The sequence below is a fragment of the Sorangium sp. So ce836 genome, from assembly GCF_028553905.1.
Taxonomy (GTDB): Bacteria; Myxococcota_A; Polyangia; order Polyangiales; family Polyangiaceae; genus Sorangium; species Sorangium cellulosum_D.
Genome location: NZ_CP102233.1, coordinates 2,170,277 through 2,197,261 on the forward strand (window position 1 = coordinate 2,170,277; position 26,985 = coordinate 2,197,261).

At 73.1% G+C, this 26,985-nt stretch carries 20 protein-coding genes; 13 read left to right on the top strand and 7 right to left on the bottom strand.

Annotation, left to right across the window (positions count from 1 at the left end):
• Window positions 1-36: 36 nt before the first annotated feature.
• The 5 genes from NQZ70_RS07875 (at window position 37) to NQZ70_RS07895 (ending at window position 7,141) form a co-directional block, all read left to right on the top strand.
• Window positions 37-912, top strand: coding sequence for a hypothetical protein (locus NQZ70_RS07875; RefSeq protein ID WP_129573668.1), 876 nt, complete (start codon window positions 37-39; stop codon window positions 910-912).
• Window positions 913-1,163: 251 nt separating this feature from the next.
• Window positions 1,164-2,969, top strand: coding sequence for a serine/threonine-protein kinase (locus NQZ70_RS07880; protein WP_129573669.1), 1,806 nt, complete (start codon window positions 1,164-1,166; stop codon window positions 2,967-2,969).
• Window positions 2,970-3,071: 102 nt separating this feature from the next.
• Window positions 3,072-4,064 (top strand): DUF362 domain-containing protein, encoded by a 993-nt coding sequence (locus NQZ70_RS07885; RefSeq protein ID WP_129573670.1) that lies wholly within the window; start codon window positions 3,072-3,074, stop codon window positions 4,062-4,064.
• 4 nt (window positions 4,065-4,068) lie between these two features.
• Complete coding sequence (locus tag NQZ70_RS07890; RefSeq protein ID WP_129573671.1) at window positions 4,069-5,952, top strand: 4Fe-4S binding protein; 1,884 nt, start codon at window positions 4,069-4,071, stop codon at window positions 5,950-5,952.
• A gap of 52 nt (window positions 5,953-6,004) precedes the next feature.
• The gene (locus NQZ70_RS07895; protein ID WP_165373837.1) at window positions 6,005-7,141 is read left to right on the top strand and encodes a hypothetical protein; all 1,137 of its coding nucleotides are present in this window, start codon (window positions 6,005-6,007) and stop codon (window positions 7,139-7,141) included.
• A gap of 65 nt (window positions 7,142-7,206) precedes the next feature.
• On the opposite strand, the gene NQZ70_RS07900 is transcribed toward NQZ70_RS07895, so the two are convergent.
• Window positions 7,207-8,943 (bottom strand): ABC transporter permease, encoded by a 1,737-nt coding sequence (locus tag NQZ70_RS07900; protein ID WP_129573672.1) that lies wholly within the window; start codon window positions 8,941-8,943, stop codon window positions 7,207-7,209.
• 228 nt (window positions 8,944-9,171) lie between these two features.
• Here NQZ70_RS07900 and NQZ70_RS07905 point away from each other — a divergent pair, with 228 nt between their 5' ends.
• From NQZ70_RS07905 to NQZ70_RS07920, 4 genes are all read left to right on the top strand, one after another.
• Window positions 9,172-11,076, top strand: a complete 1,905-nt coding sequence (locus NQZ70_RS07905) for a serine/threonine-protein kinase (RefSeq protein ID WP_129573673.1) — start codon at window positions 9,172-9,174, stop codon at window positions 11,074-11,076.
• Window positions 11,077-11,128: 52 nt separating this feature from the next.
• Entirely contained in the window at window positions 11,129-12,523 is a 1,395-nt protein-coding gene (locus NQZ70_RS07910; protein WP_129573674.1) for a CCA tRNA nucleotidyltransferase, read from the top strand.
• A gap of 333 nt (window positions 12,524-12,856) precedes the next feature.
• Complete coding sequence (locus tag NQZ70_RS07915) at window positions 12,857-14,221, top strand: hypothetical protein (protein ID WP_129573675.1); 1,365 nt, start codon at window positions 12,857-12,859, stop codon at window positions 14,219-14,221.
• A gap of 176 nt (window positions 14,222-14,397) precedes the next feature.
• A complete protein-coding gene (locus NQZ70_RS07920; protein ID WP_237245136.1) occupies window positions 14,398-14,586 on the top strand; it encodes a hypothetical protein in 189 nt (62 codons plus the stop codon).
• Here NQZ70_RS07920 and NQZ70_RS07925 read toward each other — a convergent pair.
• The 6 genes from NQZ70_RS07925 to tsaA all read right to left on the bottom strand — a co-directional run bounded on the left by NQZ70_RS07925 (window position 14,574) and on the right by tsaA (window position 21,587).
• The gene (locus tag NQZ70_RS07925) at window positions 14,574-15,878 is read right to left on the bottom strand and encodes a guanine deaminase (protein WP_129573677.1); all 1,305 of its coding nucleotides are present in this window, start codon (window positions 15,876-15,878) and stop codon (window positions 14,574-14,576) included. The two genes, NQZ70_RS07920 and NQZ70_RS07925, sit on opposite strands and share 13 nt — an antisense overlap.
• Complete coding sequence (locus NQZ70_RS07930; RefSeq protein ID WP_165373838.1) at window positions 15,875-16,486, bottom strand: SH3 domain-containing protein; 612 nt, start codon at window positions 16,484-16,486, stop codon at window positions 15,875-15,877. Before NQZ70_RS07930 ends, NQZ70_RS07925 begins: the two co-directional genes overlap by 4 nt.
• Window positions 16,487-16,573: 87 nt before the next feature.
• Window positions 16,574-17,665 (bottom strand): SUMF1/EgtB/PvdO family nonheme iron enzyme, encoded by a 1,092-nt coding sequence (locus tag NQZ70_RS07935; protein WP_129573678.1) that lies wholly within the window; start codon window positions 17,663-17,665, stop codon window positions 16,574-16,576.
• 15 nt (window positions 17,666-17,680) lie between these two features.
• Window positions 17,681-19,750: a sulfatase gene (locus NQZ70_RS53110; RefSeq protein ID WP_324293048.1), complete on the bottom strand. Its 2,070-nt coding sequence runs from the start codon at window positions 19,748-19,750 to the stop codon at window positions 17,681-17,683.
• Window positions 19,751-20,403: 653 nt separating this feature from the next.
• On the bottom strand, window positions 20,404-20,877 hold the full coding sequence (locus NQZ70_RS07945; protein ID WP_129573679.1) for a response regulator: 474 nt from the start codon (window positions 20,875-20,877) through the stop codon (window positions 20,404-20,406).
• Between the two features lie 287 nt (window positions 20,878-21,164).
• Window positions 21,165-21,587: a tRNA (N6-threonylcarbamoyladenosine(37)-N6)-methyltransferase TrmO gene (gene tsaA / locus NQZ70_RS07950; RefSeq protein ID WP_129581216.1), complete on the bottom strand. Its 423-nt coding sequence runs from the start codon at window positions 21,585-21,587 to the stop codon at window positions 21,165-21,167.
• Window positions 21,588-22,377: 790 nt separating this feature from the next.
• On the opposite strand from tsaA, the gene trpD reads away from it, so the two are divergent.
• Genes trpD through trpA form a run of 4 tightly spaced genes read left to right on the top strand, consistent with a single transcriptional unit; the run spans window position 22,378 to window position 26,973 of the window.
• The gene (gene trpD / locus NQZ70_RS07955) at window positions 22,378-23,421 is read left to right on the top strand and encodes an anthranilate phosphoribosyltransferase (protein ID WP_408022425.1); all 1,044 of its coding nucleotides are present in this window, start codon (window positions 22,378-22,380) and stop codon (window positions 23,419-23,421) included.
• On the top strand, window positions 23,414-24,907 hold the full coding sequence (gene trpCF / locus NQZ70_RS07960; RefSeq protein WP_129573681.1) for a bifunctional indole-3-glycerol-phosphate synthase TrpC/phosphoribosylanthranilate isomerase TrpF: 1,494 nt from the start codon (window positions 23,414-23,416) through the stop codon (window positions 24,905-24,907). The genes trpD and trpCF overlap by 8 nt, the downstream gene beginning before the upstream one ends.
• A gap of 51 nt (window positions 24,908-24,958) precedes the next feature.
• Window positions 24,959-26,152 (top strand): tryptophan synthase subunit beta, encoded by a 1,194-nt coding sequence (gene trpB, locus NQZ70_RS07965; RefSeq protein ID WP_129573682.1) that lies wholly within the window; start codon window positions 24,959-24,961, stop codon window positions 26,150-26,152.
• On the top strand, window positions 26,149-26,973 hold the full coding sequence (trpA, locus tag NQZ70_RS07970) for a tryptophan synthase subunit alpha (protein ID WP_129573683.1): 825 nt from the start codon (window positions 26,149-26,151) through the stop codon (window positions 26,971-26,973). The genes trpB and trpA overlap by 4 nt, the downstream gene beginning before the upstream one ends.
• Window positions 26,974-26,985: the final 12 nt, after the last annotated feature.

Genomic DNA, 26,985 nt, shown 5'->3' on the forward strand with positions numbered 1-26,985 from the left:
CGGGGTGGCCGGCGCCGCAGCCCAGGGGAGGTCGACATGACGAAGAAGAGCGATATCGAGCGGTGGTCCGACGTCGTGCAGCAGATGAACGCCGCCGATCTTCCGGCGAGCACGGTGCCCCTGCACGTGCTCCTCGGGGAGGCGGTGGACGTGGCGAAGTTCTTCGAGAAGTACTGGAAGACCCAGGTCGACGCCCAGAAGCGGGTGACCCGCCTGGGCCTCGAGTCGGCGGTCCCGAAGGACGGCAAGAAGGGCGATGCGGCGCGCCTCGGGCCGAAGACGGCGGAAGAGATCCTCTCGCTCCAGCGCGCGACGCAGGAGGCGCAGACGCGGTATCTCCTGACCGTCGAGAAGAACAAGAGCCCGCGCGAGCGGGGGAAGTTCCTGCTCGGAGAGATCGGGGCGACGCTGAGCTTCTACTTCGACGACGGCGTCGAGGACGAGCGGGACGAGATGCTCGCCCGGATCGACGCGGCACACGCGGGGGATCCCGACACGGCGGACGCGCTCGCGAGCGCGCTCCACGACTACGCGACGCTCGGGGAGAAGCACCGCGACGCGCTCGACGGGCTCGGCGGCTTCCAGGCGGAGTACCTGGACGAGGCGCGCGCCGTGGCGGCCGAGCTGCGGAGCCTGCCGGCGCAGGCGGAGGCGATCTCCCGGCAGGCGCAGGAGGCCCTGCAGCTCCGCAACAAGCTGGCGGCGCTGCTGATCGAGCGCATGGGCCTCGTGCGGTCCGCGGCGCGCTTCGTGTTCCGGAGCCAGCCCGAGATCGTGCGCGAGGTGACGAGCGCCTACGAGCGCCGCAAGCGCGCCGCGGCCCGGCGGAAGGCCCAGCCGGGCCCTGCGCCCGCGGCGCCTTCGCCCGCAGCGCCCGCGCCGGCGGCGCCGGCCGCGCCGCTCGACGGCTGAGCCGCCAGTGCCTCCCGCGGGCCGAGCTCCTGCGCCGGCGAGGGCCGTGTAGTACGCTCTCGCCATGCGTGGGCTTCGTCCGCGGACCGCTTCCGTGAGCAGCCCCCGCCTCGACGCGGCGCGCCGCGCGCGAGGCGGCCCGCGGCCTTCCACGTTCGCCAGGCTCCGCGAATAAACCCCCGGCGCCGGCCGTCTCCCGCCTGCCGGCTTTTTTCTCTGCGCTCGCCGCTTCCGCTACCCTGGCAACCGCCGTGCCGCCCGCCGATCCGAGCCTCCGCACCACGATGGTCCACGCGTTCGCCGTCACGGTGGCGGACCCGTCGAGCCTGGTGCGCACCACCTCGCGCGGCGGCACCGACGACCCAGCGACCAGCAGCCGCGGCCCCTCGATCCTCCCCGACGTCGGCCAGATCGTCGGCGGGCTCTACCGCCTCGGGCGCCTCCTCGGCCAGGGCATGTTCGGCAAGGTCTACGTCGCCCAGCGCATCGACGTCCCCGAGCACCAGGTCGCCCTCAAGCTCATGCCCCGCTCGCTGTACGCGATGCGGAACGTGGAGCGCGAGCTCGTCATGCTCGCCACCGTCGGCCACCCGCACGTCGTCCAGCTGAAGGACCACGGCATGAACGCCGACTACGTGTGGCTCACCATGCCCGTCTACGAGGGCGAGACCCTCGCGCAGCGCCTCGAGCGCAGCCCCCTCGGCATGCGCGAGGCGTACGACATCTTCCTGCCCGTCGCGCGCGGGCTCGAGGCGCTCCACAGCGCAGGGCTCCGCCACCAGGACGTCAAGCCCGACAACATCTTCCTCGCGAGGTTCGCCGGCCGCGTCCACCCGATCCTGCTCGACCTCGGCGTGGCCGCGGAGCGCGAGGCGTCCTTCTGCGCGGGCACGGCGCTCTACGCCTCGCCCGAGCAGATCCGCGCCCTGAACGGCTTCCCCGGCGTCGTGCCGCTGAGCGAGAAGATGGACACGTACGGGCTCGCCACGACCCTCCTCTACTCGCTCGTCAACCCGAGGGACTTCCCGGGCGAGTCCGCGCAGACCCGCACCGAGCTCGCCGCGTCCCACGACGTTCGCGCCGACAAGCCGCTCGCCGACAACGCGCTGCCCGACCTCACCGGGCGCCCGCGCCAGATGTTCCAGGACGCGCTCCGGCGGTGGCTCGCGATCGACCCGAACGAGCGCCCGTCGATGACCCAGCTCGCCGAGGAGCTCGATGTGCTGCTCGAGCCGGAGCGCGAGGCCGAGCGCGAGGCCGAGCGGCTGCGGATCAAGCAGAAGACCTCCTACCTGCGCGTGCGCATCGCGGCCGGCGCGATGACCCTCGTCGGCTGCGCGGTCGTGCTGCTCGGCTTCTCGAAGCGCGAGACCCTGCGGCTCGCCAACGAGCTCGAGCACGCCCGCCAGAAGGGCGCCGAGTCGTTCGACAAGCTCGACACCTGCGTCGCCTCCCACCAGATCGCGGAGGCCGAGAAGAACGCGTGCCGCACCGCCCGCGAGCAGGATCGCGTGGAGTTCAACGAGACGCTCGCCGCCCTCCAGAAGAGCGACTCCATGACGGAGGCGGAGCACGCCCGCCAGATCCAGTCGCTGCACGCGACCCAGGCGTTGCGCCTCAAGGCCTGCGAGGACAGCGCCGGGGCCGCGCAGAAGGCCGCCATGGAGGACCGCGAGCGGCTCGCCGAGGCCGAGAAGACGCGCGCGGCGATGGCCGCCGAGCGCGACGAGGCCAGGGCGCTCGCCGACCAGCGCGCCGCCGAGCTCGCCGCCGCGACGCAGCTGCGCGCCGCCTGCGACGCGGAGCGCGCGAGCTGCGCCGCCGAGCGCGACCGCCTGAGGGCGGAGGCGGCCGATCCCTACGACGCGCCGCCCTCGCCGGGGAGGCCGGCGGCGCCCGCCGCGAGCGGCGCGCTGCCGCAGCTGCCGCCGCCGCCGGCGAGCGCGGGCGCGCCCCCCGCGACGGGCGCGTCCCCCGCGGCGGGCGCGTCCCCCGCGGCGGGCGCGACGACGGCGACCCCGGCGGCCTCGGCGCCGTCCACCGCCGCTCCTCCCTGATCGCCGGCGCTGGAAGGCGGCCCACGTCGTCGCCGCCAGGCCGCCTCTGCTTGTGGCAGCCGCCCGGGGAGGCTATCCGTAGGGCCAGGGAAGGCGAGGGCCATGGGTGACATCTCTCGACGTGAAGTGCTGCGTCGGCTGGGCGCAGCGGGCCTCGTCCTCGGGGGCGCGGCCGGGGTCGCGGCGGCCCGATGGGACCGCGGCGGCACCGCCGCCGCCGCGCCCGAGCGCCAGCAGACGCGCGACTACCGGCTCCGCGACGCGCCCGCCGAGGTGCCCCAGCTCGTCGTCGCACGCGCCGGCGCCGAGGCGCTCGCCGGGGGCGCGCCGGACCCCGCCGCCCTGGTCCGCAAGGCGGTCGACGCGCTCGGCGGGATGCGCCGCTTCATCTCGCGCGGCGACGTCGTGGTCGTGAAGCCCAACATCGGGTGGGACCGCACGCCCATCCACGCCGCCAACACGAACCCCAAGGTCGTGGCCGAGGTGGTGCGCCTCGCCTACGACGCCGGCGCCAAGAGCGTCATCGTCACCGACGCCTCGTGCAACGAGCCGAACCGCTGCTTCCAGCGCTCCGGCATCTGGAAGGCCGCGTACGACGTCGGCGCCGAGGTCGTCATCCCCGCCGCGCACCGCTTCCGCGGCATGCGCCTGAAGGGCGAGGTGCTCGACGACTGGCCCGTCTACACGCCGCTCGTCAACGCGGACAAGGTCATCAACGTCCCGATCGCGAAGCACCACAACCTGTCGAAGTACACCGCGGCGATGAAGAACTGGTACGGGGCGCTCGGCGGCCGGCGCAACCGCCTCCACCAGAACATCGACGTGTCGATCGCCGACCTCGCGACGTTCATCCAGCCGACGCTCACGATCGTGGACGCCGTCCGCGTCCTCATGCGCAACGGGCCGCAGGGCGGGAACGTCGCCGACGCGAAGGACATGCACACCGTGATCGCGACGACCGACCAGGTCGCCGCCGACGCGTACGGGTGCCAGCTCATCGGCCGCAAGCCCGAGGAGATCCCGTACCTCAAGATGGGCCACGAGCGGGGCCTGGGCACGATGCACTGGCAGAACCTGCGGCTCGCCGAGGTGTAGTATCATGGCCAACTCCGATCCGACGCCGGCCGGGCCGGCGCACCGTCCCTCGGCGGCTGCGGCGCCCGCGAAGGCGAGCCCCCGCGGCGCGACGGCGCCCGCGGTGCCGACGAGCGCCAATCCATGGGCCGCGCTGCTGCGCAAGGCGGGCGCGATCGTCCGGCCGGGCGCGAAGCGGCGGCCCGGCTCGGGGCTGCCGGCGCGCAAGACGATCCAGGTGCTCGTCTGGGTGCGCCGCGCCGTGCAGGCGGGCTGCCTCGGGCTGTTCCTCTACTTCCTGTTCCAGACCGGCTTCCGCGGCTCGTTCGCCTCGTCCGAGGCGCGCGTCCGCCTGCCGCTGCCCGTCGAGGGGTTCCTCCTCGCCGACCCGTTCGTCGGGGCGATGACGCTGCTCTCGACGCACACCGTCTACCGCGGCCTGCTCTGGTCGCTCGGCATCCTCGCGCTGACGCTCGTCTTCGGGCGCGTGTTCTGCGGCTGGATCTGCCCGTTCGGCACGCTCCACCACTTCTTCGGGTGGATCTTCCCGTCGCGCTACGGCAAGGGCGGCAAGCGCGTCGAGGCGAACAAGACGTACGCGCGGCAGCGGGTGAAGTACTACCTGATGTACGCGTTCCTCGCGGCGAGCGCGGCCGGCAGCGTGATCGGCGGCCTGTTCGATCCGATCTGCGTGGCCGTCCGTGCGATCGGCCTCGCGGTCATCCCGGCCGCGCAGTACGTCGCCGGCGTGGTGACCGGCTCCGCGGCCACGACCGGGAGCCGGCCGGTGCAGGCCGCCGCGGACCACGCGCAGGATTTCCTGGCCGCGAGCGTGTGGCAGACGAAGCAGTTCTACTTCCACCAGGCGTGGTTCGTCGGGATCCTGTTCGTCGCGATCCTGTTCATGAACCGCTTCATCCCGCGCTTCTGGTGCCGCGTGCTCTGCCCGCTCGGCGCCTTCCTCGGGGTGTTCGCGCGCTTCGCGCTCTTCGGGATGCAGAAGGATCACGCGAAGTGCACCGACTGCAACCTGTGCCTCGTGCACTGCCAGGGCGCCGACTCGCCCCAGGGCGGCGTGAAGTGGCGGCAGGACGAGTGCCACATGTGCCTCAACTGCGAGAACGCCTGCCCCGAGGACGTCATCAAGTTCCGCTTCCTGCCGAACCGGAAGAGCGCCCTCGTGACGCCCGACACGGGCCGCCGCACCGCCCTCGCGACCGCCGCCGCCGGCGCGGTGATCATCCCGACCGCGCGCATCGCCGACGTGCTCGACGCGAACTACGACCACCGCGTCATCCGGCCGCCGGGCTCGGTCGAGGAGCGCGAGTTCCTGGAGCGCTGCATCCGGTGCGCCGAGTGCATGAAGGTCTGCCCGAACAACGCGATCCACCCGGCGTTCTTCGAGGCGGGGATCGAGGGGCTCTGGACGCCGATCGTCATCCCGCGCATCGGGTACTGCGAGCACTCGTGCGTCCTCTGCGGCGACGTGTGCCCGACCGGCGCGATCCAGAAGATCACCGAGGAGCAGAAGATGGGGATCGGCCAGAAGCCGATCTCGATCGGCACGGCGTTCTACGACCAGGGGCGCTGCCTGCCGTGGTCGATGAGCGTGCCGTGCATCGTGTGCGAGGAGTTCTGCCCGACGTCGCCCAAGGCGATCTGGGTCGAGGAGGTCGACATCCCGAAGCGCGAGCCCGTCGCCGCGGAGCACGGCAAGGAGCCGCCGATGAAGATGGTCCACGTGCAGCGCCCGCACGTCGATCCGTCGCTCTGCATCGGCTGCGGCGCGTGCGAGAAGGTCTGCCCGGTGCAGGACAAGCCCGCGGTCTACGTCACCAGCGTCGGCGAGACCCGCTCGAAGACGAACGTCATCCTTCTTGAGGACACGGATTACAACAAGGCAACTTGACCCGGGCGCGCGCCTGCTCCGCGCGGCGGGAACACGGCAGGAGGCAGCTCGGGTGCGCACGCTTCGCTTGTTCGGGATCTTCTCGCTGGCCGCGCTGTGGGGCGCGCCCGGCTGCGGCGAGCCGTTCACGGCGGCCGAGGCGTCGGACGCGTCGTCGTCGAGCTCGGGGGGCGGCGGAGGCGGCGGCGACGGGGGCGGGGGCGGCGCCGGCGCCGCGACGTCGTCGTCCTCCTCGGCGGGAGGAGGCGGCGAGGGCGGCTGCGCGGCGTGCAAGGCCGGGGAGTTCTGCACGGCCAGCGAGACGTGCGTGCGCTGCGCCGACCGCGGCGCCGCGCTGTCGTTCGGCGCGCCGACGACGATCGAGGTCGAGGGGTCGAAGCCCGCGTTCCCGCGCGTGCGCGAGGAGCCCGGCGAGGGCGCGGTGACGCAGCGGCTCGTCTACGTGGCCACGTTCGGGTCGAGCGACGCGCAGATCGCCACGGCGACGGGGCGGCCCTGGACGGCGGGCGAGGTGGTCGCGAGCCCCGTGGTCAACTCGCCGCAGTCGGAGTCGGGCCCGCTCCTCCTGCCCGTGGACGCGCCCTCGCCGCGCGCGGACTTTCCCAAGGGCTCGCTGCTCTTCGATCGCCTCCTCGCGGGGCCGGGCAGCCTGCCGGTGCTGCTCGTCGCGGACGAGCTCGGGGCGATCCGGGCGGAGACGTTCGACGCGCTCAACATGGACGGGGGGAGCCACTCGGTGGCGGTGGCCCACGGCGTTCAGCCCTACCGGTACTGGTTCATGAACAAGCACCAGGACGGCGGGGCGATCACGAGCCGGCTCCTCACGACGCTCGCCGACGGCGCGGAGGTGCAGGAGCTCCACATCGTCCTGCCCGGCGACTGCCCGGCGCAGGGCGACGACCTCGCGCCCTGGGTGACGCCCGACGGGAGCTTGCTCTTCTTCCAGGCGCCGTACAGCGCGCGGGGCGACTGCGCGCAGGCGTCGGTGCTGCGGAGCTTCTATGTGAGGCTCGGGGCCGATGGGCTGCCCGTGCCCGGGGAGAAGGCCAAGATGCTGCTGGCGAGCCTCAAGCCGGAGATCGCGGTCATGACGCCGTCGCTCTCGCCCGATGAGTGCACGCTCTACGTCGCGTCCGACCTCGACATGGTCGACCGGCGGCAGCGCCTCTACGCGGCTTCGCGGCGGTAAGGAGGCCCCGGCGAGGCGCCCGGCCCTCGGGGAGAGGGCCGGGGAGCGCGGTCAGGAGGGGGAGATCACTGCGCGCGGAAGCCCTCGGCGGGGCGCAGGCGCCCGGCGTACAGGCTCGGCGCGACGGTGGCCAGGAGGCAGATGAGGATGGCGACGTCGCCCGTGATGGCGAACGCCTGCGGGGTCGCGTGCACGGGGAGGCGGGAGATGAAGTAGACCTTCGGATCGAGCGGGAATCCGTAGACCAGGAGCCCCTTGCACACCGCCACGCCGAGCAGGAGCCCCAGCGTGGTGCCGGCGAGGCCGATGATCCCGCCCTGGTACAGGAAGATGCGCAGGATCTCGGAGTCCGTCGAGCCCATCGCCTTGAGGACCGCGATCTCCTTCTTCTTGTCGAGCACGACCATGATCAGCGTCGCGATCACGGTGAACGCGGCGACCACGATGATGAGCCCCAGCACGACGCTCATGAGGAGCTGCTGAACGACCAGCGCGGTGAAGAGCCCGTGGTTCAGCTCCTCCCAGTCCATCGTGTAGTAAAGCCCGTTGCTGAGGAGGTTCGTGATCTCGCGCGCGATGTTGCTGGCGTTGTCGATGTCATCGACCTTCATCTCGACGCCGGTCACCGTGTCGCCGTGATCGTAAAACGCCTGCGTCTCGTAGAGATCGGCGTACGCCAGCTTTGTGTCGTACTGCTCGAAGCCCGCCTCGAAGAGCGCGATGACCCGGAACTGCTTGGCGACCGGCGGCTTGATGGCGCCGTCCGAGAACGAGAAGCCGATGGTCGGCGAGGTGACGGTGACGCACTCGCCGATGTCGAGGGACAGGTTCTTCGCCAGCCCGGCGCCGATGACGATGCCCGGCAGCTTGGCGACCCGCTCCTTGTCCGCGCAGGGATCCGGATCGACCTCGGGCGGCAGCTCGTCGTCGTCGGGCAGCTTGCTGCCGTAGCCGCCCTCCGGCTCGATCGCACCCTGGGGGGCGCCCGCGTCGAGCGCGGGCTCGGCCTCCTCGGCGCCAGCCTCCGCGGCGACGTCGAGCTCGGCCGGCGGAGGCGCGGGCTCGGCGCCGGCGCCCCGCGCGGCCGCCTTGCGCTCGTCCTCCAGGATGCGCGCCTCGTACGCCTTCAGCAGATCGAACTCCGCGCCAGCGTCGGGCTCGAGCGCGCCGCGGGCGCCCTTGTCCAGGAGAGGAACGTCGGGCAAGGACGGCGACGGCGGCGGCGCGCGCTCGGCGGGCTTTGCCCCGGGGCGCCGCAACCCGCTGAGATCGCCGCCCGGGAGGACGTACCGAGGCAGATCGAGCACGGGCGCGGCGGCGCCGTCGGCGCCCACACCGAGGCTCCTGGCCGGGTCGACCCCCTTCACGAGCACGTTTGTCGCGGTCGCGTCGCCGTGCGTCAGCATCATGGGATTGATGCTGAAGGGCGCCGCGCCGATCACGCCCGGCACCTTGGCGACCTGATCCATGACGGACCGGTATTCCCGGAAATCCGTGGAGTACTTGATCACCAGGACGTGAGCGTTGACCCCGAGGACCTTGTCGCGGAACTCCGTCCGGAAGCCGCCGGTCACGCTGATCACGGTCGCGAGCGCCGCGACACCGAGCGCGACCCCGAGGATCGCGAACGTGGTGCCGACCGAAACGAACGCCCGCTTCTTGGAGCCGAGGTACTGCAGCGCGACCCGGATGGTGTAGCGCTGCGTCGCGATATCGTAGATCAGCGCGGCAAGAACCAGAAGAACTACGACATTGAGGGCAATCCAGGCCGTGTAGAGCGCGACCTTGATGGGGTAGCTCATCGCGGAGCCCTCCTAGCAGAACGCGGCGCGCGCGGCACGGTGCCCGCTGCGCCGCAGAGGGCAGCGCGGCTGTGCCCCGTCGCGGCGGCTTGCGCCCCGGCGCCACCGGCCGCGCGGGCTTTCGCGGGCGACGTCCGCGGCCCTCGCTTCCCGGACCGAACACCTGCTAGGATCCGACCCTGCCGCTGATGCCGGCATGTGGCGTGCACCTCTGCCCGCGAGCCTTTCATGAGCGCCACCAAAAACGAGCACCACACCGCGCGCAGCAGAGTTTTCGAGCAAGAGGCAGGCGCGCTCGATGAGGCGCCGGCGTCGCGCCCCAGCGGCGCGGCTGGCGGAGCTCGCGCGTCCGGCGTCGGCGCCGCGTTCGCGCCCGCGGTGGAGCCCGAGGGCGCAGGCGACGACGTGCCCGTCGACGTCGAGCTCCGGCCCTCGTCGAGGCCCTCCAGGTCGGGCTGGGTCGAGGGGCCGGACAGCGAGATCCCGCCGAGCTTCCGCGCGCCGCCGCCGCTGCGCCAGAAGACCCCGCGGCTCGGACGGCAGAGCGAGCCGGACACCGACGAGGTGAGCGGCAGGACGAGCGCGGCCCCGATCAGCGAGGCGGAGCCCTCCCTGGAGATCCCGCCGCCGGACGAGGTCGAGCCGCGCGAGCGGCGGCCGCCCGGCGCGAAGGATCCGTACATCGGGACGACCTTCGATCACCGGTACAAGATCGAGCGGCTGCTCGGCGAGGGCGGGATGGGGTTCGTCTACCTCGCCCGCCACAAGGTCATCGACAAGCGCGTCGCCGTGAAGGTGCTCCGCGCCGAGCTCGCGCGGGACCGCGAGATCTTCGAGCGCTTCGTGCAGGAGGCCCGCGCCGCGTCGAGCATCGGCAACCCGCACATCGTCGACATCTCCGACTTCGGCGACCTGCCGGACGGGTCCACGTACTTCGTGATGGAGTACCTGGAGGGCGTGAGCCTGGCGCAGCTCATCGACTCGCCGAACGAGCTGCCGATGGACCGCATCTGCCACATCGCGCTGCAGCTGTCCGCGGGCCTCGCCGCCGCGCACGACGCGGGCATCATCCACCGCGATCTCAAGCCGGACAACGTGTTCGTGGTGGCGCGCGGCAGCGACCCGAACTTCGTGAAGATCCTCGACTTCGGGATCGCGAAGGTGTCGACCAGCACGACGACCAAGCTGACGCGCGCCGGGGCGGTGTTCGGGACGCCGCACTACATGTCGCCCGAGCAGGCCGCCGGCGCGCCGATCGATCACCGGACCGACATCTACTCGCTCGGCGTGATGCTCTACGAGCTCGTGAGCCGGCAGCTGCCGTTCAACGCCGACAACTTCATGGGGATCCTGACGCAGCACATGTACAAGGCGCCGGTCCCCATCCGCGCGCTCGTCGGCGGCCCGGACTGCCCGCCGGGGCTCGAGGCGGTGATCCTGAAGTGCCTCTCCAAGAAGCCGGAGTCGCGCTACCAGTCGATGAGCGATCTCCACGACGACCTCGAGCGCGTGAGGAGCGGGGGCGTGCCCGGCGCGGTCGCGGAGATGATGGCGCGCTCGGGCGGCTTCAACGTGCCGCACGACTACTTCAAGACGTCGAAGGTGATCGTCCCGGCGACGCCGCCGTCGCCGCCGCGCTCGCCGTGGCCGCGCTACGTGTGGGTCGCCGGCGCGGCGGCCGCGGTGGGGATCGTGACCGCCATCTTCGTCATCGGCGCGAGCGGGTCCGCGCGGGACACGGGCCCGCAGGCGCAGAAGCCGCCGGTCGAGGCGCCGGCGGCCAGGCCGGTCCCCGCGCCGCCGCCCGCCGTGCAGAAGACGGTGGTCGCGCTGGCCGCCGTGCCGGAGACGGCGGTCGGCTACCGCAACGGCGTGGAGATGAAGCTGCCCGCGAGCATCGACGTGGAGCAGGGGCAGACGGTCACGATCGACATCCGGGCCGAAGGGTACCACCCCAGCACGGTCGTGCTCGACGGGACGGAGCAGAGCAAGCTCGTGAAGCTCGTCGAGGTCGACGAGAAGGGCGGCTCGAAGGTGAGGGCCGGCGGGACGCCGCGGCCGCCGCCGCAGACGACGGCCAAGCCGCCCAAGGGCTCGGACGTGCGGGATCCCTGGGCGCACCAGAAGAAGTGAGCGGCTGCTCGGCGCGGGCCCCGCTCTCCGGGCGCCGTGATAAGCCGCGGGGGTGACCCAGATAGCTCACCTCATCGACCTCGTCCCCGAGGACGTGCTCGGCATCTGTCGCCGCCTCCGCGAGCGCGGCAAGCGCGGCTGGATCGTCGGCGGCTGTGTGCGCGATCTGCTCCGGGGCGAGCCCGCCAAGGACTGGGACGTCGCGACCGACGCGCGGCCGGAGGAGGTCATGGCCGCGTTCCGGAAGGTGATCCCGACCGGGATCCAGCACGGGACCGTGACCGTCATGGTGCGCGGCGTGCCGTACGAGGTCACGACGCTGCGGGGCGACGGGACCTACAGCGACGGGCGGCGGCCGGATCGGGTCGAGTTCGTGGACGACATCACGGCCGATCTCGCGCGGCGGGACTTCACCATGAACGCCATCGCGCTCGATCCGGTCGACGGGCACCTCATCGATCCGTTCGGCGGGCAGCGGGATCTCGAGGCGAAGATCATCCGCGCGGTGGGGGATCCCGCCGAGCGCTTCGCCGAGGACGGGCTGCGGGTGCTGCGCGCGGCGCGGTTCGCGGCGACCCTGGAGGGCGCGCTCGATCCCGAGACCGAGCGCGCCATGGGCACGGCGCGGTCGCACCAGACGTTCCGCTGCGTGAGCGCGGAGCGGGTGCGCGACGAGTGGCTGAAGGCGATGCGCGCGCGCCGCCCGAGCGTGGCGTTCGAGATCATGCGGCGCACGGAGCTGCTCGGGATCACCTGCCCGGAGATGATGGAGTCGGTCGGGTGCGAGCAGAACCGCTGGCACGCGTACGACGTGTGGGGGCACGCGATGGCCTGCCTCGACGCGTGCACGCCGGAGCCGATCCTCCGCGTGGCGGCGCTGATGCACGACATCGGCAAGCCGAGGACGCGCGAGTTCTCGGAGAAGACCCGCGACTACACGTTCTACGAGCACGAGCGGGTCGGCGCCGAGATGGCCGAGCCGATCCTGTCGCGGCTGCGCTTCTCCAACGACGAGCGGGCGCGGATCGTGGCGCTCATCCGTCACCACCTGATCTGCTACGACGACTCGTGGACCGACGCCGCGGTGCGGCGGTGGCTGCGGCGGGTGACGCCGGCGCTCGCGCCGGATCTCTACGAGATCGGGGTCGCCGACGCGCTCGGCAAGGGGCGCGAGGTGACCGAGGACATCGCGACGATCGGGCGGCTCCGGGCGCGGGTGGAGGCGATGCTCGCCGCGGGCGCGGCGCTGTCGGCCAAGGATCTCGCCGTGAACGGCAGCGTTCTGATGAAAGAGCTCGGCATCCCGCCGAGCAGGCTCGTGGGGGAGATCCTGGAGCGGCTCGTCGAGCTCGTGACCGAGGAGCCCGAGGCGAACACGCCCGAGCGGCTGCTCGCGGCGGCGCGGGAGCTCGTCGCCGCGAAGGGGGCGGGCGCGCAAGGGTCGTAAGGGGGGCAGGCGTCGACGAGCCTGCCCGGCCCTGCGCTGGCCTGCTCGGCGCGCTTCGCGTGTGCACGAGGGTGGTATCGACGGGACGCGCGGACCCTCCTTGTCGCGCGTCGAGCCCGTTCACCCGCGCTCGGCCATCTCCTCGCTCCTTAGGGGCGCCTGTCCCAGATCGCGAGTCCATCGGTCGCAGACAAGGTACATGGACCGACAACGGTGGTCGGTTGTCTACCTGCCGTCAGGCTCGATTATTTCATGCCGATCGCATCCATCCGGACGTGTCTCTGGTAACATCCGTTGCTGCGCACTATCGCGCCCCCCATTGGGAGGTCCATTTTGAAGCTCTCGACGAAGACGCTTGTTGGGCTGATTGGTTTGGGTTTGCTTGCGGCGGCGGCATCCATCGGTGGATGCTCCGGCGGGGGTGGTGAGGCGAGCTCCGGCAACAACGGCTCTGGCAGCGGCAGCGGCGGCGGGGGCGGGGGCAGCGATACGACCGGGAGCGGGCTCGGGGACGGCGGCGGGTTCCAGTTCGATGGAGGGACCGAGGACGGGTCGCTCAACGAGGACACCGCGTGTATCGCGACGAAGCTACAGGCCGATTACGAGCAGCGGCCGGCCGACATCATCTTCCTCATCGACAACTCCGAGAGCATGACGGACGAGATCAACAGCGTCCAGCGGAACATCAACCAGAACTTCGCCTCCATCATCGAGCGGAGCGGCATCGATTACCGCGTCATCATGATCTCGAAGCACGGCAGCTCGGATCTGGAGCAGTCGGTCTGCATCGAGGCGCCGCTCGGCAGCGGGAGCTGTTCGCCGGTCCCGACGGCCCCGAACACCAACCCGCCGCACTTCTACCAGTACAGCCTGGAGGTCAGCAGCGTCAACTCGCTCTGTCTCGCCATCGACACCCTGAAGGGCGCGATCCCGCCCAAGGGGGAGACCACCTCGCCCGGGTGGTCGCAGTGGCTGCGGCCGGACTCGCTCAAGGTGTTCGTCGAGATCACCGACGACGGCGTCGACTGCTCGACGATCTCGCTCGGCGCGGACGCCACGAAGACCGACGACGGCGACATCGCTCTCAAAGATATCGACGACGATGACACCGAGAGCCTGGCCGGAGGCACCAAGGCGGCACAGGACTTCGACGCGGCCCTGACGAAGCTCGCGCCCGAGCTCTTCGGCTCGCCGAGCGCGCGCAACTACATGTTCTTCAGCTTCGTGGGCATCGTGGAGAACACGCCGCCGACCGCGCCCTGGCCGCCGGAGGAGCCCGTCACCTGGAAGCAGTGCCGGCCCGGCTCGGTCGACCCCGGGACGACGTACCAGACGCTCAGCGTGATGACCGGAGGGCTGCGATATCCGATCAACCAGTACGACACCTACGACGCCGTGTTCCAGGCGATCGCCGACAGCGTGATCTCGGGCGCGAAGCTGTCGTGCGAGATCGAGGTGCCCAAGGCGCCAGGCGGGCACTCGATCGATCTGGACACGGTGCAGATCGAGTTCACGCCGAGCAACGGCGGGCAGAAGCAGACCTTCTCCCAGGTGAAGACGCCCGAGGAGTGCAAGCCGATGTCCTTCTACATCGACGAGGGGATCATCCGGCTGTGCCCGGACACGTGCTCCATGGCGGTCCAGGACAACTCGGCGGGCATGAACCTGCTCTACGGCTGCTCGGTCAACCCCAACTGAAGCGAGGAGGCGCTCCCGGGCGCATCGCGCCGGGAGCGCCGCTCCAAGGCGCCGCCCGGTCGGCGAGCGCCGGCGCGGCGGATCGCGGGAGCCGGGCGCCCGGGCCTGCTACCCTGCGAAGGCAGATGCGGGTCGATGTGGCGTGCCGTGCCGGCCACGGCGGGAGCGAGGAGCCCGTGGCGTTCACCCTGGGCGAGCGCCGCGTGCGGGTGACCGAGATCCTCGACCGGTGGCCAGGGGGGGATCACCTCTACTTCAAGGTGCGCGGGGACGACGGGGCACGGTACATCCTGCGGCGCGACTTCGAGATCCTCATTTGGGAGCTCGAGGTGTACGAGGCATCCGCGGACGCCTACGGTGAATGATGGGGGGGAGCTCCGAGGCGGCGGAGGTGGACGGGGCGGCCGCGGACGAAGGCGCGGTGGACGGCGGCGGTCTCGGGGGCGAAGACGAGGTGATTCAGGAGGTCCGCCTCACCGAGGATGTGCTCGGGGAAACGGACGGCGATGAAGTCGGCCTCCTTGCCCGCCTCGAGGCTGCCGATGACCCGGCCGAGCCCGATGGCGTCGGCCGTGCCCTGCGTGGCCATGACGAAGAGCGCGGACGGGAGGAGGCGGTCGCCAAGACAGAGGGCATTGTCGAAGGCGCTCGACATGCCGCGGCGCATGTCGAAGCTGCGCCCGGCGCCGACGTCGCTGCCCAGCCCGACCGAGACCGCGCGGGCGCGCGCGTCGGCGAGGCGCATGCGACCGCTGCCGAGGAAGAAGTTCGAGTCGGGACAGTGGACGACCGACGAGCGGGTCTCGGCGAGGCGATCCCACTCGCGCGGCGAGAGGTGAACGCCGTGCGCGAGCAAGGCGCGCCCGGTGAGCAGGCCGACGCGGTCGTAGACGTCGATGTAATCGCGCGCCCACGGGTGCTCGCGCAGCGTGGCCGCGCCCTCGGCAGGCGTCTCGGCGACGTGCGTCTGCACGAGGAGGTCGTGATCGTGAGCGAGGAGCGCGGCCGCCTCCATCAGCCCGCGCGAGCACGACAGCGCGAAGCGAGGGGTGATCGCGAACTCGAGCAGCCCGCCGCCCGCGCCGTGCCAGCGCTGCACGAGATCCCGGGCCGCCGCGATCGCCTCGTCCCGAGGGACACGGAGCGCCTCGGGGCAGTTCTGGTCCATGAGCGTGAGGCCAGCGATGCCGCGCAGGCCAGCGCGCAAGAGGGCGCCGAAGAGCTGGTCGGTCGCGCCGGCGCACGAGCTGGAGAAGACCACGCATGTCGTCGAGCCCGACGCGACGAGGCGCGCCGTGAACTCGCCCGCGACGAGCGCGGCATAGCCGCCGTCGCGGAAACGCGCCTCCTCGGGGAAGACCGACCGCTCCAGCCAGTCGAGCAGCGAGCCGCTGGCGCTGCCGATGATGCGCGTCTGCGGGAAATGGACGTGCGCGTCGATGAAGCCCGGCATCAACACAGATGGCCGCAAGTCCAGCACCGGCCCGCGGAAGGCGCCCGGGGCGAAGGGCGCCGCCTGCACGATCCGACCGTCGCTGCCGACCACGAGCAGCGCGTCGTCCAGGTAACGGACCCGATCGCCGTTGGACGACGCGGCGAGCGGGGTGAGCAGGCGACCGCGGTAGGCGCGCGGCGACTCCGGCGGCCGCGCGCTCATCGGATGGCGATCTCGCTCCGGCGCGCCCAGCCCATGACCATGTTGCCCCCGTCGTGCTTCATGACGAGCGCCCACGCGCCCGACTCGCGCACGACCATCACGAGCTCCCCCGCGGCGACGGCGCCGATCCGGGCGCCGTCCGCCCGCGGCTCGTCGAGCAGCGTGACGCTGCGCGAGGCGATGCCCGCCTGGAGGCGCGCGGGCGCGGCCGGATCGTCCTCCTCGTCGAAGGCTGGGCCGTCGTCGTGCGGCGACCGCGGCTCGTCGGCGCCGGGGTCGTCGTCGAAGGGGAAGCGGGCGCGGGCCTGCGCGCGGCCCGCCGCCGGGGAACGCCCCTCCAGGAGGTGCGCGAACCGGCCGGCGCCCTGCACCGGCGACCGATCGTCGACGATCGCGCGCAGCACGAGCGGCGCCGTCGGGAGCGCCGCGACGGCGGTGGCGGCGAAGAGCGCGAGGCCGGTCAGCCGATCGAGCCGGCGCGCGCGCGGCGGCGCAGGCGCGGCGCCCGGCGGCGGCTCCGCCCGGGCAGCGAGGCGCGTGCCGGCGTGCGCGGCGCGCACGTCGCGGGAGCCAGGCGAGGCACCCTGTCCGGCGGGGGAATCGTCCATCAGCGCAGAGGATACGCGCTGCGGCCAGCGCGGTCGACTGCGCGGCGGCGCGGGCGACGGCCGAGGGCCCGCCGGCCGGCGAGCGCGTCAGCGGAGCTCGCGCGGCAGCGGGGCAGCGGCAGGATCGCCGGAGACGGCGCGGTCCGCCGGCGCGGCCCCCGCGGCGCCCGGGTCCGCGCAGCAGCGGAAGCCCTGCTGGTAAAACATGTGGTTCTCGTCGTGCGAGCGGGTCGAGGGGCGGCAGCGCGTGCGGACCGGGCCCCAGTAGCCGCCCTTCAGGATGGAGGGGCGCTCGCCTTCGCGGACGGAACGGGTCCACTCGTCGATGTTGCCGGTCATGTCGTAGACGCCGAAGGGGCTCCGGCAGCGGGGCTGGACGCCGGACGGCATCCCCTGCCAGAGCCGATCCATCTCGGCCATGGCGGCAGGGCCGCCCCGCGGGCGCAGCGCGGTCTCGATGAACGGGCGCCACGGCTGGTCGACGACGCACGCTTCCGGGTCGCGGACGTAACCGTACGGGTAGGGCCGCGCCTCCTCACCCTCGCAGGCGAAGGTCCACTCGGCCTCGTCGCAGAGGCGCTTGCCCTCCTCGGCGCAGAGCTCGTTCGCCTCGTAGAACGAGACGAGGATGAACGGATAGACGCCCTTCTGGTTGGGGTACTCGTAGCGATCGATGCAGAAATGCATCGGCTTCGTGTCGAGATCGCCCGACATGGCGAGCCATTTCTCGCGATCGAACTCCGCGCACCGCTCCGGGTAATCCCTGCTGATCCAGTGCTTGCAGGTCGTCCGCTGCATCTCGTCGATGGAGCGCAGATCGCCCTGGGCCCTCGGCGCGGGGTCGAGCTTCATGAGGCCGGAGACCTCGACCATGCCCGTCGAACAGACGCCGCGGTTGCCCTCGATCTGGTCGGTGGCCTCGCGCGGCTCGGCGGGGGACGACGCGATCTGCCAGTGGCGGTCGCGCACGAGGCGCCACTCGAACCGGAGCCGGCGCGGCAGCGCGCCCGTGATGGCGCCGGTGGCGAGCGTCGGCGGCACGGCCGGCGCCTCGGCGAGCCGCACCACGAGCAGCGCGAGGGCGGCGACGCCCAGCGCGAAGCCGGCGGCGACGGCAGCGCGCAGCGCCCTCGCGCGGGGGGGCGCGGGCTTCCGCGGCGAGTGGGCGTACCTGTGCATGCTCCCTCGCGTAGATTACTGCGCGGGGGACTCGAAGGCAGACAACTTTTCGCGGAGGCGCGCCACGTCGTCGGCGCGCTCGTCGGACAGGTCGCGGGTCTCCCGGGGATCGCGCTCGAGATCGAACAGGAGCATCCGGTCGCGCTTCTTGCGCTTGAGGACGAGGAGCTTGAGGTGACCGTCGACGAGCGCCGCGCGGCGGGCGGTGCGGGCGAACACCGGTCCGCGGGGCGCGCGGTCCGCGCCGGCGGCGATGGCGGCGAGGGAGCCGCCCTCGACGGCCGCGGCGTCCGCGCCGCCGAGGTCGAGGACGGTGGGCGCGATGTCGATCGTGCTCACCGGGTGCGGGTAGCGGCCGGGCGCGGCGCCGGGGAGGGCGACGACGAGGGGGACGCGGATGGCTTCCTCGTAGAGCTCGACCCCGTGGCCGACGGAGGCGTGCTCGCCGAGGCCCTCGCCCTGCGCGCCGTGGACGATGATCGCGGTGCGGCCGGCGCGGGGGCCGCTGGCCACGGCGTCGAGCAGGGCGCCGAGCTGCCGGTCGACGTAGGCGATCTCGCCGTCGTAGGCGGCCGTCCTGCCGGCGCCGAAGCGGATGCCGGGGTGGCTGAGGTAGCGCTCGTGGGCGTCGAAGAGGTGGAGCCAGAGGAAGACCGGCTGGGCGCGCTGGGCGTAGCCGTCGAGGAGCTCGATGGCCTTCTTGACCGCGAGGTGCCCGGTCGCCTCGCGCTCGGGGTGGGCCTCGCCGTAGACGGTCTCGAAGCGGTCGAACCCCTGGTCGAAGCCGCGCTCCTGGCTGATCCACGTGAACGAGCTGACCGCGGCGGTGAGGTAGCCGGCGCGCTTCATGCGCTCGGCGAGGGTGTCGTTCTCGGGCAGCAGCGTCGGCCACGCGCGGCGGTCGCGCGCCGCCCGGTTGAGGCGGCGGCCGGTGACGATGGGCGCGATGGCCCGCTGCATCTCGCTCGAGGCGGCGTAAGCGCGCTCGAACAGCACGCCGCGGGCCGCGAGCTGGGCGAGCCGCGGGCTCGTGTCGCGGCCGTAGCCGTAGGCCGACGTGTGGTCGGCGCGCACCGTGTCGAGGGTGACGAGGAGGATGTCGGGGCGCCCCGGCGCGGACGTCGCGGCGGCGGCGGGGGCCGGCGCGGCGGTGGCGGGCGCCGCGGCGGCGGCGGGGCCGCGGCGGTGGCGGGCGCCGCGGCGGCGGTGGCGGGCGCCGCGGCGGCGGCGGCCACCACGGCGGCGGAGGAGGTGGTTCTGGTCAGGACGGCCGGGACGACCGCGCCGCGATCGTCGCGCGCCGCGGGCGCGGCGGCGGTGGCGTCCGCGGGCGCGGTGGCGGCGGCGCGCGCCGGCGCGGCCGGCGAGGCGCTGGCGGGGGCAGGCAGGCCCGCGAGCGCCCGGGCGGGCCGGGAGGCCTCGCCCGGGGCCGCATCGCCGCAACCCTGGTCGATGCCGTCGCCCGGGATGTCCGGAGCGCCGTGATACCGGGTGGGGTCGCCCTCGTCGCAGTCGAGGCCGCCGAAGTGCGAGCCCATCCCGTCGCCGTCGCGGTCGGTCCACCGCTCGAGCGCGCCGAGGAGGGTGGCCGCGAGGCCGCCGCCGGCGCGGACGGCCTGGCCGAGCGCGGGGAACGACTCGACCCGGGCGGTCGCGGTCATGAGGACCAGGGCGGCGAGCGGGACGCCCGCGAGGCCGGCGACGCGGCCGACCGCGGCGCTGAGGTCGACGCTGGAGACGAGCGCGGTCGCCACGAGCGCGATGGCGCCGTCGACGATGGCGGCGCGCACGGCGGCGCCGGCGTCGCCGGGGGTGCTGCCCGCGAGGGCGGCGAGCGGCGCGAAGGCGGCGACGAGGGGCAGGACGCCGATGGCGGCGCCGGCGACGGCGAGGATCCACGGCTTCACGCCGCGGGCGGCGAGGCGGTCGCCGAGCGCGACGAGGCGCTGGGTGAGGAGCGCCGCGGCGGCGACGCCGGCGAGGCCGAGGACGCCGAACGTCGCGCCGGCGAGGCCGCGGTGGTGGGTCGTCGCCTTGAGGAGGGCGGCGAGGGCGGCGAGCACGGGCACGGCGACGCCGATCCACAGCGCGACGCGGAGGACCGCGATGCGCTCGCCGCCCGCGCCGACGATGCCGCGGAAGCCGCGGCCGGCGGCGCGCGAGAGGATGATCGCGAGCGTGACGAGCGGGAGCAGGACCGCGGTGCCGACGAGGAGCCCGTCGAGGAACGACGCGCCGGCGCGGGCGGTGCGCAGCGCGGTCGGGACGGCGGAGAGCGACGCGACGCCGAGGCCGAGCACGCAGGCCTCGCCGAGGCGGGTGGTCCAGGCGCTGCGGCGCGGCGGCGGGGGGGCGGACCGCGCCGGCGGGGGGGCGGATCGCGCCGGCGGCGCGCTCTGGCGGGCGGGCGGACCGCTCGGGGATCGCGGCGGGACGCTGTCATGGGCGCCGGCGGCGCTCGGCGGCGGGGGACCTGGTTCGGCGGTGATCATGGGCACACTGGGGGGGAGGGCCGCGCGGGCGCCTCGCGAGGGCCTGTCGCGCCTGGCCGCGAGGTCGTGCGCCCTGCAGAACGGGGGCCTACCATCGGTGCACGGAACCGGAAAGTATCCTGCGGGAGCGGATGGGCTGGGGGCGGCGGGGAGGGGAGCGATCGAGGTCGGGCGCCGACCTGCGAGAGCCCAACCCGGGTCGGGGAGCTCAACCCGGGTCGGGGAGCTCAACCCGGGTCGGGGAGCTCAACCCGGGTCCTCCGGCGCCGGCCGCGCCGCGATCACCCGGCTCATCACCCCTCGCAGCGCGTCGAGGTCGAACGGTTTGTCGAGCACCGCGGCGGCGCCCAGGGAGCGCGCCAGCGCGTGGGTGGAGCTCTCGCCGAAGGCGGTGATCAGGACGATGGGCGGCCGGCGCCGCACCGCGGACAGGCCCGCGAGCACCTCCATGCCCGTGAAGCACGGCATCTGGATGTCGCTGACGATCGCGTCCACGTGCGCAGGCGGCTCCCGGCCGGAGAACCAGGGGAGGAGGTAATCGAGGAGCTCCAGGCCGTTCTTCGCCTCGACGACCTCGAAGCCGTCACACTTCAACGTGGACGCCAGCAGCGCGCGCATCTCGTCGTCATCCTCGGCCACGAGCACCCGGCAGCCCGCGCCGTACCGGTCCGCGGGCGGAGGGGGCGGCGGATCGCCGACCCACGGGTCGATGAGGCTCATGCACAGCTCCTTCCGCCAGCCATCCCGTGCCGACGAGGCCGGCGAGCCCACGCGCATTGCACGTCGTATGCCTCGTGCCGTCAGGCCCAGGAGCCTGCTCGAACAGGGGAGTTTTGCCCCACCCGGGGAGCTTCGGGACGCCCTGCGTGGACGGGCTCGTCACGGTCGGCGCGCTGGATCCCACGGCGCGGGTCGATCGCGGGCGCGCGGCGGCGAGCTCGCGGATCTCGACGCTCGCGTCCGGCTGGAGGTCGATCGGGCACGAGGTGCGTTCGACGTTCGGCCCCTCACTTCAGGACCGGCTTGATGTCGACGACCGGCGTTCCGTCGATGGCCTCGATGGGCCCGACGCGGAGGCGGTCGCCCTCGATCGCGCGCACGAAGACGGGGTGGAGGCCGAGCGGGTTCGGTCGGTCCGGCGATCGCGTCGCGAAGACGCCTGTGAGCGGGTTGCTCGTGTCAGAGCGCGGGTGGACCTGGAGGACGTCGCGGCGCGCCTCGTGAAGCCACGTGATGAGGAGGATCTCGTCGCCAGCGACGAGGCCTTTCAGCGCCTCCGCCGCCCACGGGTGCACCTCGACCCACGCATCGGGCGCGCCCTCCGAGCCCTGCCTGGGCGCATCGCCGCGGCTCTTGAGCGCGGACCGGATCACGCCGACCGGACGCAGCTGCGCTCCGACCGACGTCGCCTCCATCGCCACGGTGCTCATGTCCCAGGGAGGGAAGCGAGGCGGCTCGAGGATGTCAACGGAGAAGCGCCCGCTCATCGGGTGTGCGATGGGCTCGGGTTGACGATGCAACCCCCGAATCCGAATCGGCCAACCGGAACAGTGTCGACCATCGAATTGCGTGGTCGCTTTGAGCAGCCTGAGAGTGGTCTTGTCGTCTCGGTTGTCCGCTGGTTCGTGTTCGATTGAGCCCGACGAGAGTTGTGGCCACCGCGGCGCCGTGAAACGTGCGCATCCACCACGTCCTCGACGGGAGCTGTCTCGCGCGCCCGCGCCCGGACCCCACGGGCGTCCGTCGCGCCGCTGGGCAACGCGCGCGCGGGACGGGAAGGAAGGCTGCCGGCGGGGGGCGGGCCGGTCGACAGACAAGACCGGCAGAACCAGCGAAGCGGAAACCGCCGCGAACCCGCTTGACCCCCCGCGCGACCGCAAGCTATGTTCCCCGCATGCCCAGCGCGTTCACCGCGTCCTCCGCTCGCTCCGGCTCCGAGGCCTTCGTCCTCGGCGCAGCCCGGTCGCGCGGGGCCGCCCACGTGAGCTCGCGCGTGGCCGGGCTGCGCTGGTGGTGCTGGTGCTGTACCAAGGCGGGCCCTAGCGACGGGTAATGCGCTTCCCTCCCGGGAGGCCGACCTGAAGATAGAAGAAAGAGGGCCCGCCGAACAACGGTGGGCCTTTTCGTTTTTGTCCGCTATGCAGGGCGCCGCAGTCCGACGCTCGAATCCCGAGGAGCAGTGTCTGCCGGAACGACCGTGAACATGAGGAGCGAACCATGATGCATGCAGTCATCGACGCGCTCTGCGCGGGGGTGGACCTCTCCGCCGAGCAGGCGGAGGCGCTGTTTCGCGACGCGTTCGCGGGAGCGCTGACCGAGCTCGAGCTCTCCGCGCTGCTGGTCGCGCTCAAGGCGAAGGGTGAGACACCCGTCGAGGTCGCGGGCGCCGCGCGCGCGCTCCGGGGTGCCGCGGCGCCGTTCGCGCGGCCGGCCTATGCGTACGCCGACTGCTGCGGCACCGGTGGAGATGGGCAGTGCACCGTCAACGTGTCGACCGCTGTGGCGTTCGTGGCCGCCGAAGGGGGGCTGCCGGTGGCCAAGCACGGCAACCGCTCGGTCTCGTCCCAGTGCGGCTCGGCCGATGTCCTCGAGGCGCTCGGCGCCCGGCTCGACCCGCCGGCCGAGGTCTCGCGCCGCGCGCTCGACGAGGTCGGCTTCTGCTTCCTCTTCGCGCCCCAGTACCACGCGGGCATGCGCCACGCGATGCCGGTGCGCCGCGCCCTCAAGGTGCGCACGATCATGAACCTGCTCGGCCCCCTCGTGAACCCGAGCGCGCCGCCGATCCAGGTGATGGGCATCTACGACCCGGCGCTCGTCGGCCACGCCGCCCGCACGCTCGGGATGCTCGGGTGCCAGGCCGCGCTCGTCGTGCACGGCGGGGGCCTCGACGAGATCGCCCTGCACGCCCCGACGCGCGCGGCGCGGCTCCGCGACGGGGTCGTCGAGGAGCTCACGATCGACCCGTCGGACGCCGGGGTCTCGCCCGCGCCGCCCGAGGCGCTCCGGGGCGCCGGCCCGGCGGAGAACGCGGCGTGGCTCCGCGATCTCCTCGCCGGCCGCGGCGAGCGCGCGCACCGCGAGGCCGTCGCCATCAACGCGGGGGCGCTGCTCTGGATCGGCGGGCGCGCCGACAGCCTGCGCGAAGGGACGGCCTCCGCGCTCGAAGTGCTGAGCTCGGGTCGCGCGGCCGAGCGGCTCGCGCGCTTCGTGGCGCTGAGCCGGGAAGCGTCCCAAGAAGCGCGCAAGGAGGCGAATCATGGCTGAGCAAGGCAATGTTCTCGCGCGCATCGTGGAGCGGAAGCGGGCGGACGTGGCAGAGCGCGAGCGGCGCACGCCGCTCGCCGGTCTCAGGGCGAACGCCCCGCCCACCTCGCGGAGCCTCCGGCGCGCGCTCTCCGCGCCGGGGGCGCGGTTCATCCTGGAGTGCAAGAAGGCCTCTCCGTCCGAGGGCCTCATCCGGCCGGACTTCGACCCGCACGCCGTCGCCGCCGCCTACTACGGCGTCGCGGACGCGGTGAGCGTGCTTACCGACGAACCCTTCTTCCAGGGCAGCTTCGAGATCCTCCAGGCCGTGCGCGCGGTCCTGGACGTCCCGATCCTCTGCAAGGACTTCGTCGTGAGCCCCTACCAGGTGGTCGAGGCGCGGGCGCACGGCGCGGACGCGATCCTGCTCATGATGTCGGTGCTCGACGACGCGACCGCGCTCCTCTGTCTGGGCGCCGCCGAGGCGCTCGGCATGGACTGCCTCGTCGAGGTCCACGACGAGGCGGAGCTCGACCGCGCGCTCGCGCTGCCCGCGCCCGTGATCGGGATCAACAACCGCGATCTCAAGACGCTCAAGGTCGATCTCGCCGTCTCGGAGCGGCTCGCCCCGCGCGTGCCGCGCGACCGGATCGTCATCGCCGAGTCGGGCGTCGAGTCGCGCGCCCACGTGGAGCGCCTCGCGCCCTCGGTCGACGGCTTCCTCGTCGGCACCTCGCTCATGCGCAGCCCCGACATCGCCGACGCCGCCCGCGCGCTGGTGAACGGCAGGGTGAAGGTCTGCGGCCTGACCCGCCCCGGGGACGCGCGCGAGGTGGAGCGGCTCGGGGCCCGCTTCGGCGGCCTCGTCTTCGCCGAGGCCTCGCCGCGGCGGGTGACGCGCGAGCAGGCCGAGATCGCGATCGCCACCGCCGCAGGGCTGGCGTTCGTCGGCGTTTTCTTGAATCAACCCGCGGACTTCGTCGCCGATACGGCGCGCGCGCTCGGGCTCCGCGCCGTGCAGCTGCACGGCGACGAGGACGCCGCGTACGTCGAGGGGTTGCGGCGCGCGCTCCCGGAGGGGTGCGAGGTCTGGAAGGCGGTCCCGATGGCGCCGTCCGGCGAGGCGGCCGGCGGCTCGGGCGCGGCCGGCCAGCCGGGCGCCGCCGGCGCATCCGGCGCGGGCGCCGAGGTCGAGCGCCGCGCCGATCGGCTCGTCTTCGACACGCGCACGGCCGAGGCGCGCGGCGGCACCGGGCGGACGTTCGCGTGGAGCGCGATCGAGGGCCACCCGGCGCGGGGCCGGAGCCTGCTCGCGGGCGGGCTCACGCCGGACAACATCGCCGCGGCGCGCCGGGTGGGGACCTGGGCGCTCGACGTGAGCTCGGGCGTCGAGCGCGCGCCCGGCGAGAAGTGCGCCGAGCTGCTCGCGCGGCTGTTCGACGCCGCGCGCGGCCCCTCGCGCCACGACCCTGGCCCCGCGGCCCCGGCGGACCGCGCGTCTCCCTGAACCCCATCTTCCACAACGCACCACGCACCATCGACGATCGAGGCAATCACCATGCAGCAAAGCGGCCGCTTTGGCGCCTTCGGCGGCGCCTATGTCCCGGAGATCCTCGTGCCCGCGCTCGAGCAGCTCGAGCGCGCGTACCTGGAGGCGCGCGGCGATCCATCGTTCGCGGCGGAGTTCAACGCCTTGCTGACGAGCTACGCCGGGCGCCCGACGCCGCTGACCCTGTGCCGCAACCTGACCGGCGACCCGCGGGTGAAGGTGTACCTCAAGCGCGAGGACCTGCTCCACGGCGGCGCGCACAAGACGAACCAGGCGCTCGGCCAGGGGCTGCTCGCGCGGCGCATGGGCAAGCGGCGGCTGATCGCCGAGACCGGGGCCGGCCAGCACGGCGTCGCCACCGCGATGATCGGCGCCCTGCTCGGGATGCCCACGCGCATCTACATGGGCGCGAAGGACGTCGAGCGGCAGCGGCTCAACGTCTTCCGGATGCGCCTCATGGGGGCGGAGGTGGTGCCGGTGAGCTCGGGCACGCAGACGCTGAAGGACGCCCTCAACGAGGCGCTGCGCTACTGGACCGAGAGCTACGAGGACACGCACTACCTGATCGGGACGGTCGCCGGGCCTCACCCGTTCCCCACCATCGTGCGCGACTTCCAGTGGGTGATCGGCCGCGAGGCCCGCGCCCAGATCCTGGAGATCGAGGGGCGCTTGCCCGACGCGGTGGTCGCGTGCGTGGGCGGCGGCAGCAACGCGATGGGGATCTTCTCGGAGTTCATCCCGGACAAGGGCGTGGCGCTCGTGGGCGTCGAGCCCGCGGGCCACGGCCTGTCGACCGACAAGCACGGCGCGACGCTGCTCAAGGGCCGGCCGGGCGTGCTGCACGGGTCGGAGACCTACATCCTCCAGGACGAGCACGGGCAGGTCGCCGAGACGCACTCCGTGTCGGCGGGCCTCGATTATCCCGGCGTCGGGCCGGAGCACGCGCACCTCATGACGTCGGGCCGCGCGACGTACGTGGCGGCGACGGACGACGAGGCGCTCGACGCGTTCCAGCGGCTCGCGCGCAGCGAGGGCATCATCCCGGCGTTCGAGTCGGCGCACGCGGTCGCGCACGCGCTGAAGATGGCGGCGGAGGCGGCGCAGGCAGGGCGAGAGACGGTGCTCGTCGTGAACCTGTCGGGCCGCGGAGACAAGGACATGGAGCAGGCGCAAAGGCTGCTCGATCCCGGGAGGTCGGCATGAGTCGGGTGGCGGTGAAGACGCGCTACGATGGCGCATTCGAGCGGCTGCGGCAGCGGGGCGAGGGGGCGTTCATCCCCTTCCTGATGCTCGGGGATCCCGACCTCGCGACGAGCGCGCGGCTGCTCCGCGCGGCGGTGGAGGGCGGCGCGGATGCGATCGAGGTCGGGATCCCGTTCTCGGATCCGATCGCGGACGGCCCGACGGTCCAGGCCGCCGCCGTGCGGGCGCTCGTGGCCGGGGTGCGGCCGCCCGACTGCATCGAGCTGCTCGCGCGGTTCCGGGCGGAGGCGCCGGAGGTGCCGGTCGGCATCCTGACGTACGCGAACCTGGTGAAGCACCGCGACCTCAAGGGCTTCTATGCGTCGGTGGCCGCGGCCGGGGTCGACAGCGTGCTCGTCGCCGACGTGCCGGTGAGGGAGTCGGAGCCGTACGTCGCGGCGGCCCGCGCGGCGGGCGTGGCGCCGGTGCTGATCGCGCCGCTCAACGCCTCGGAGTCGACGCTGGAGCTGCTCGCGGAGCGGTGCGGTGCGTACACCTACTGCGTCACGCGCAAGGGCGTTACGGGGGCGGACGAGCAGCTGCGCCTCAGCCATGGGGGGCTCTTCGAGACGCTGCGTCGGTTCGGCGCGCCGCCCACGATCCTCGGATTCGGCATCTCGAAGCCCGAGCACGTGCGCGACGCCCTCGCCGCCGGGGCGTTCGGCGTGGTCAGCGGGTCCGCGGTCGTGCAGCGGGTCGCGGCGAACCTCGGCGATCCGGAGGCGGCCGCGCGCTCCATCGCGAGCTTCGTCCGCGAGATGAAGGCGGCCACGGCGCGCTGACAGGGGCGGCCG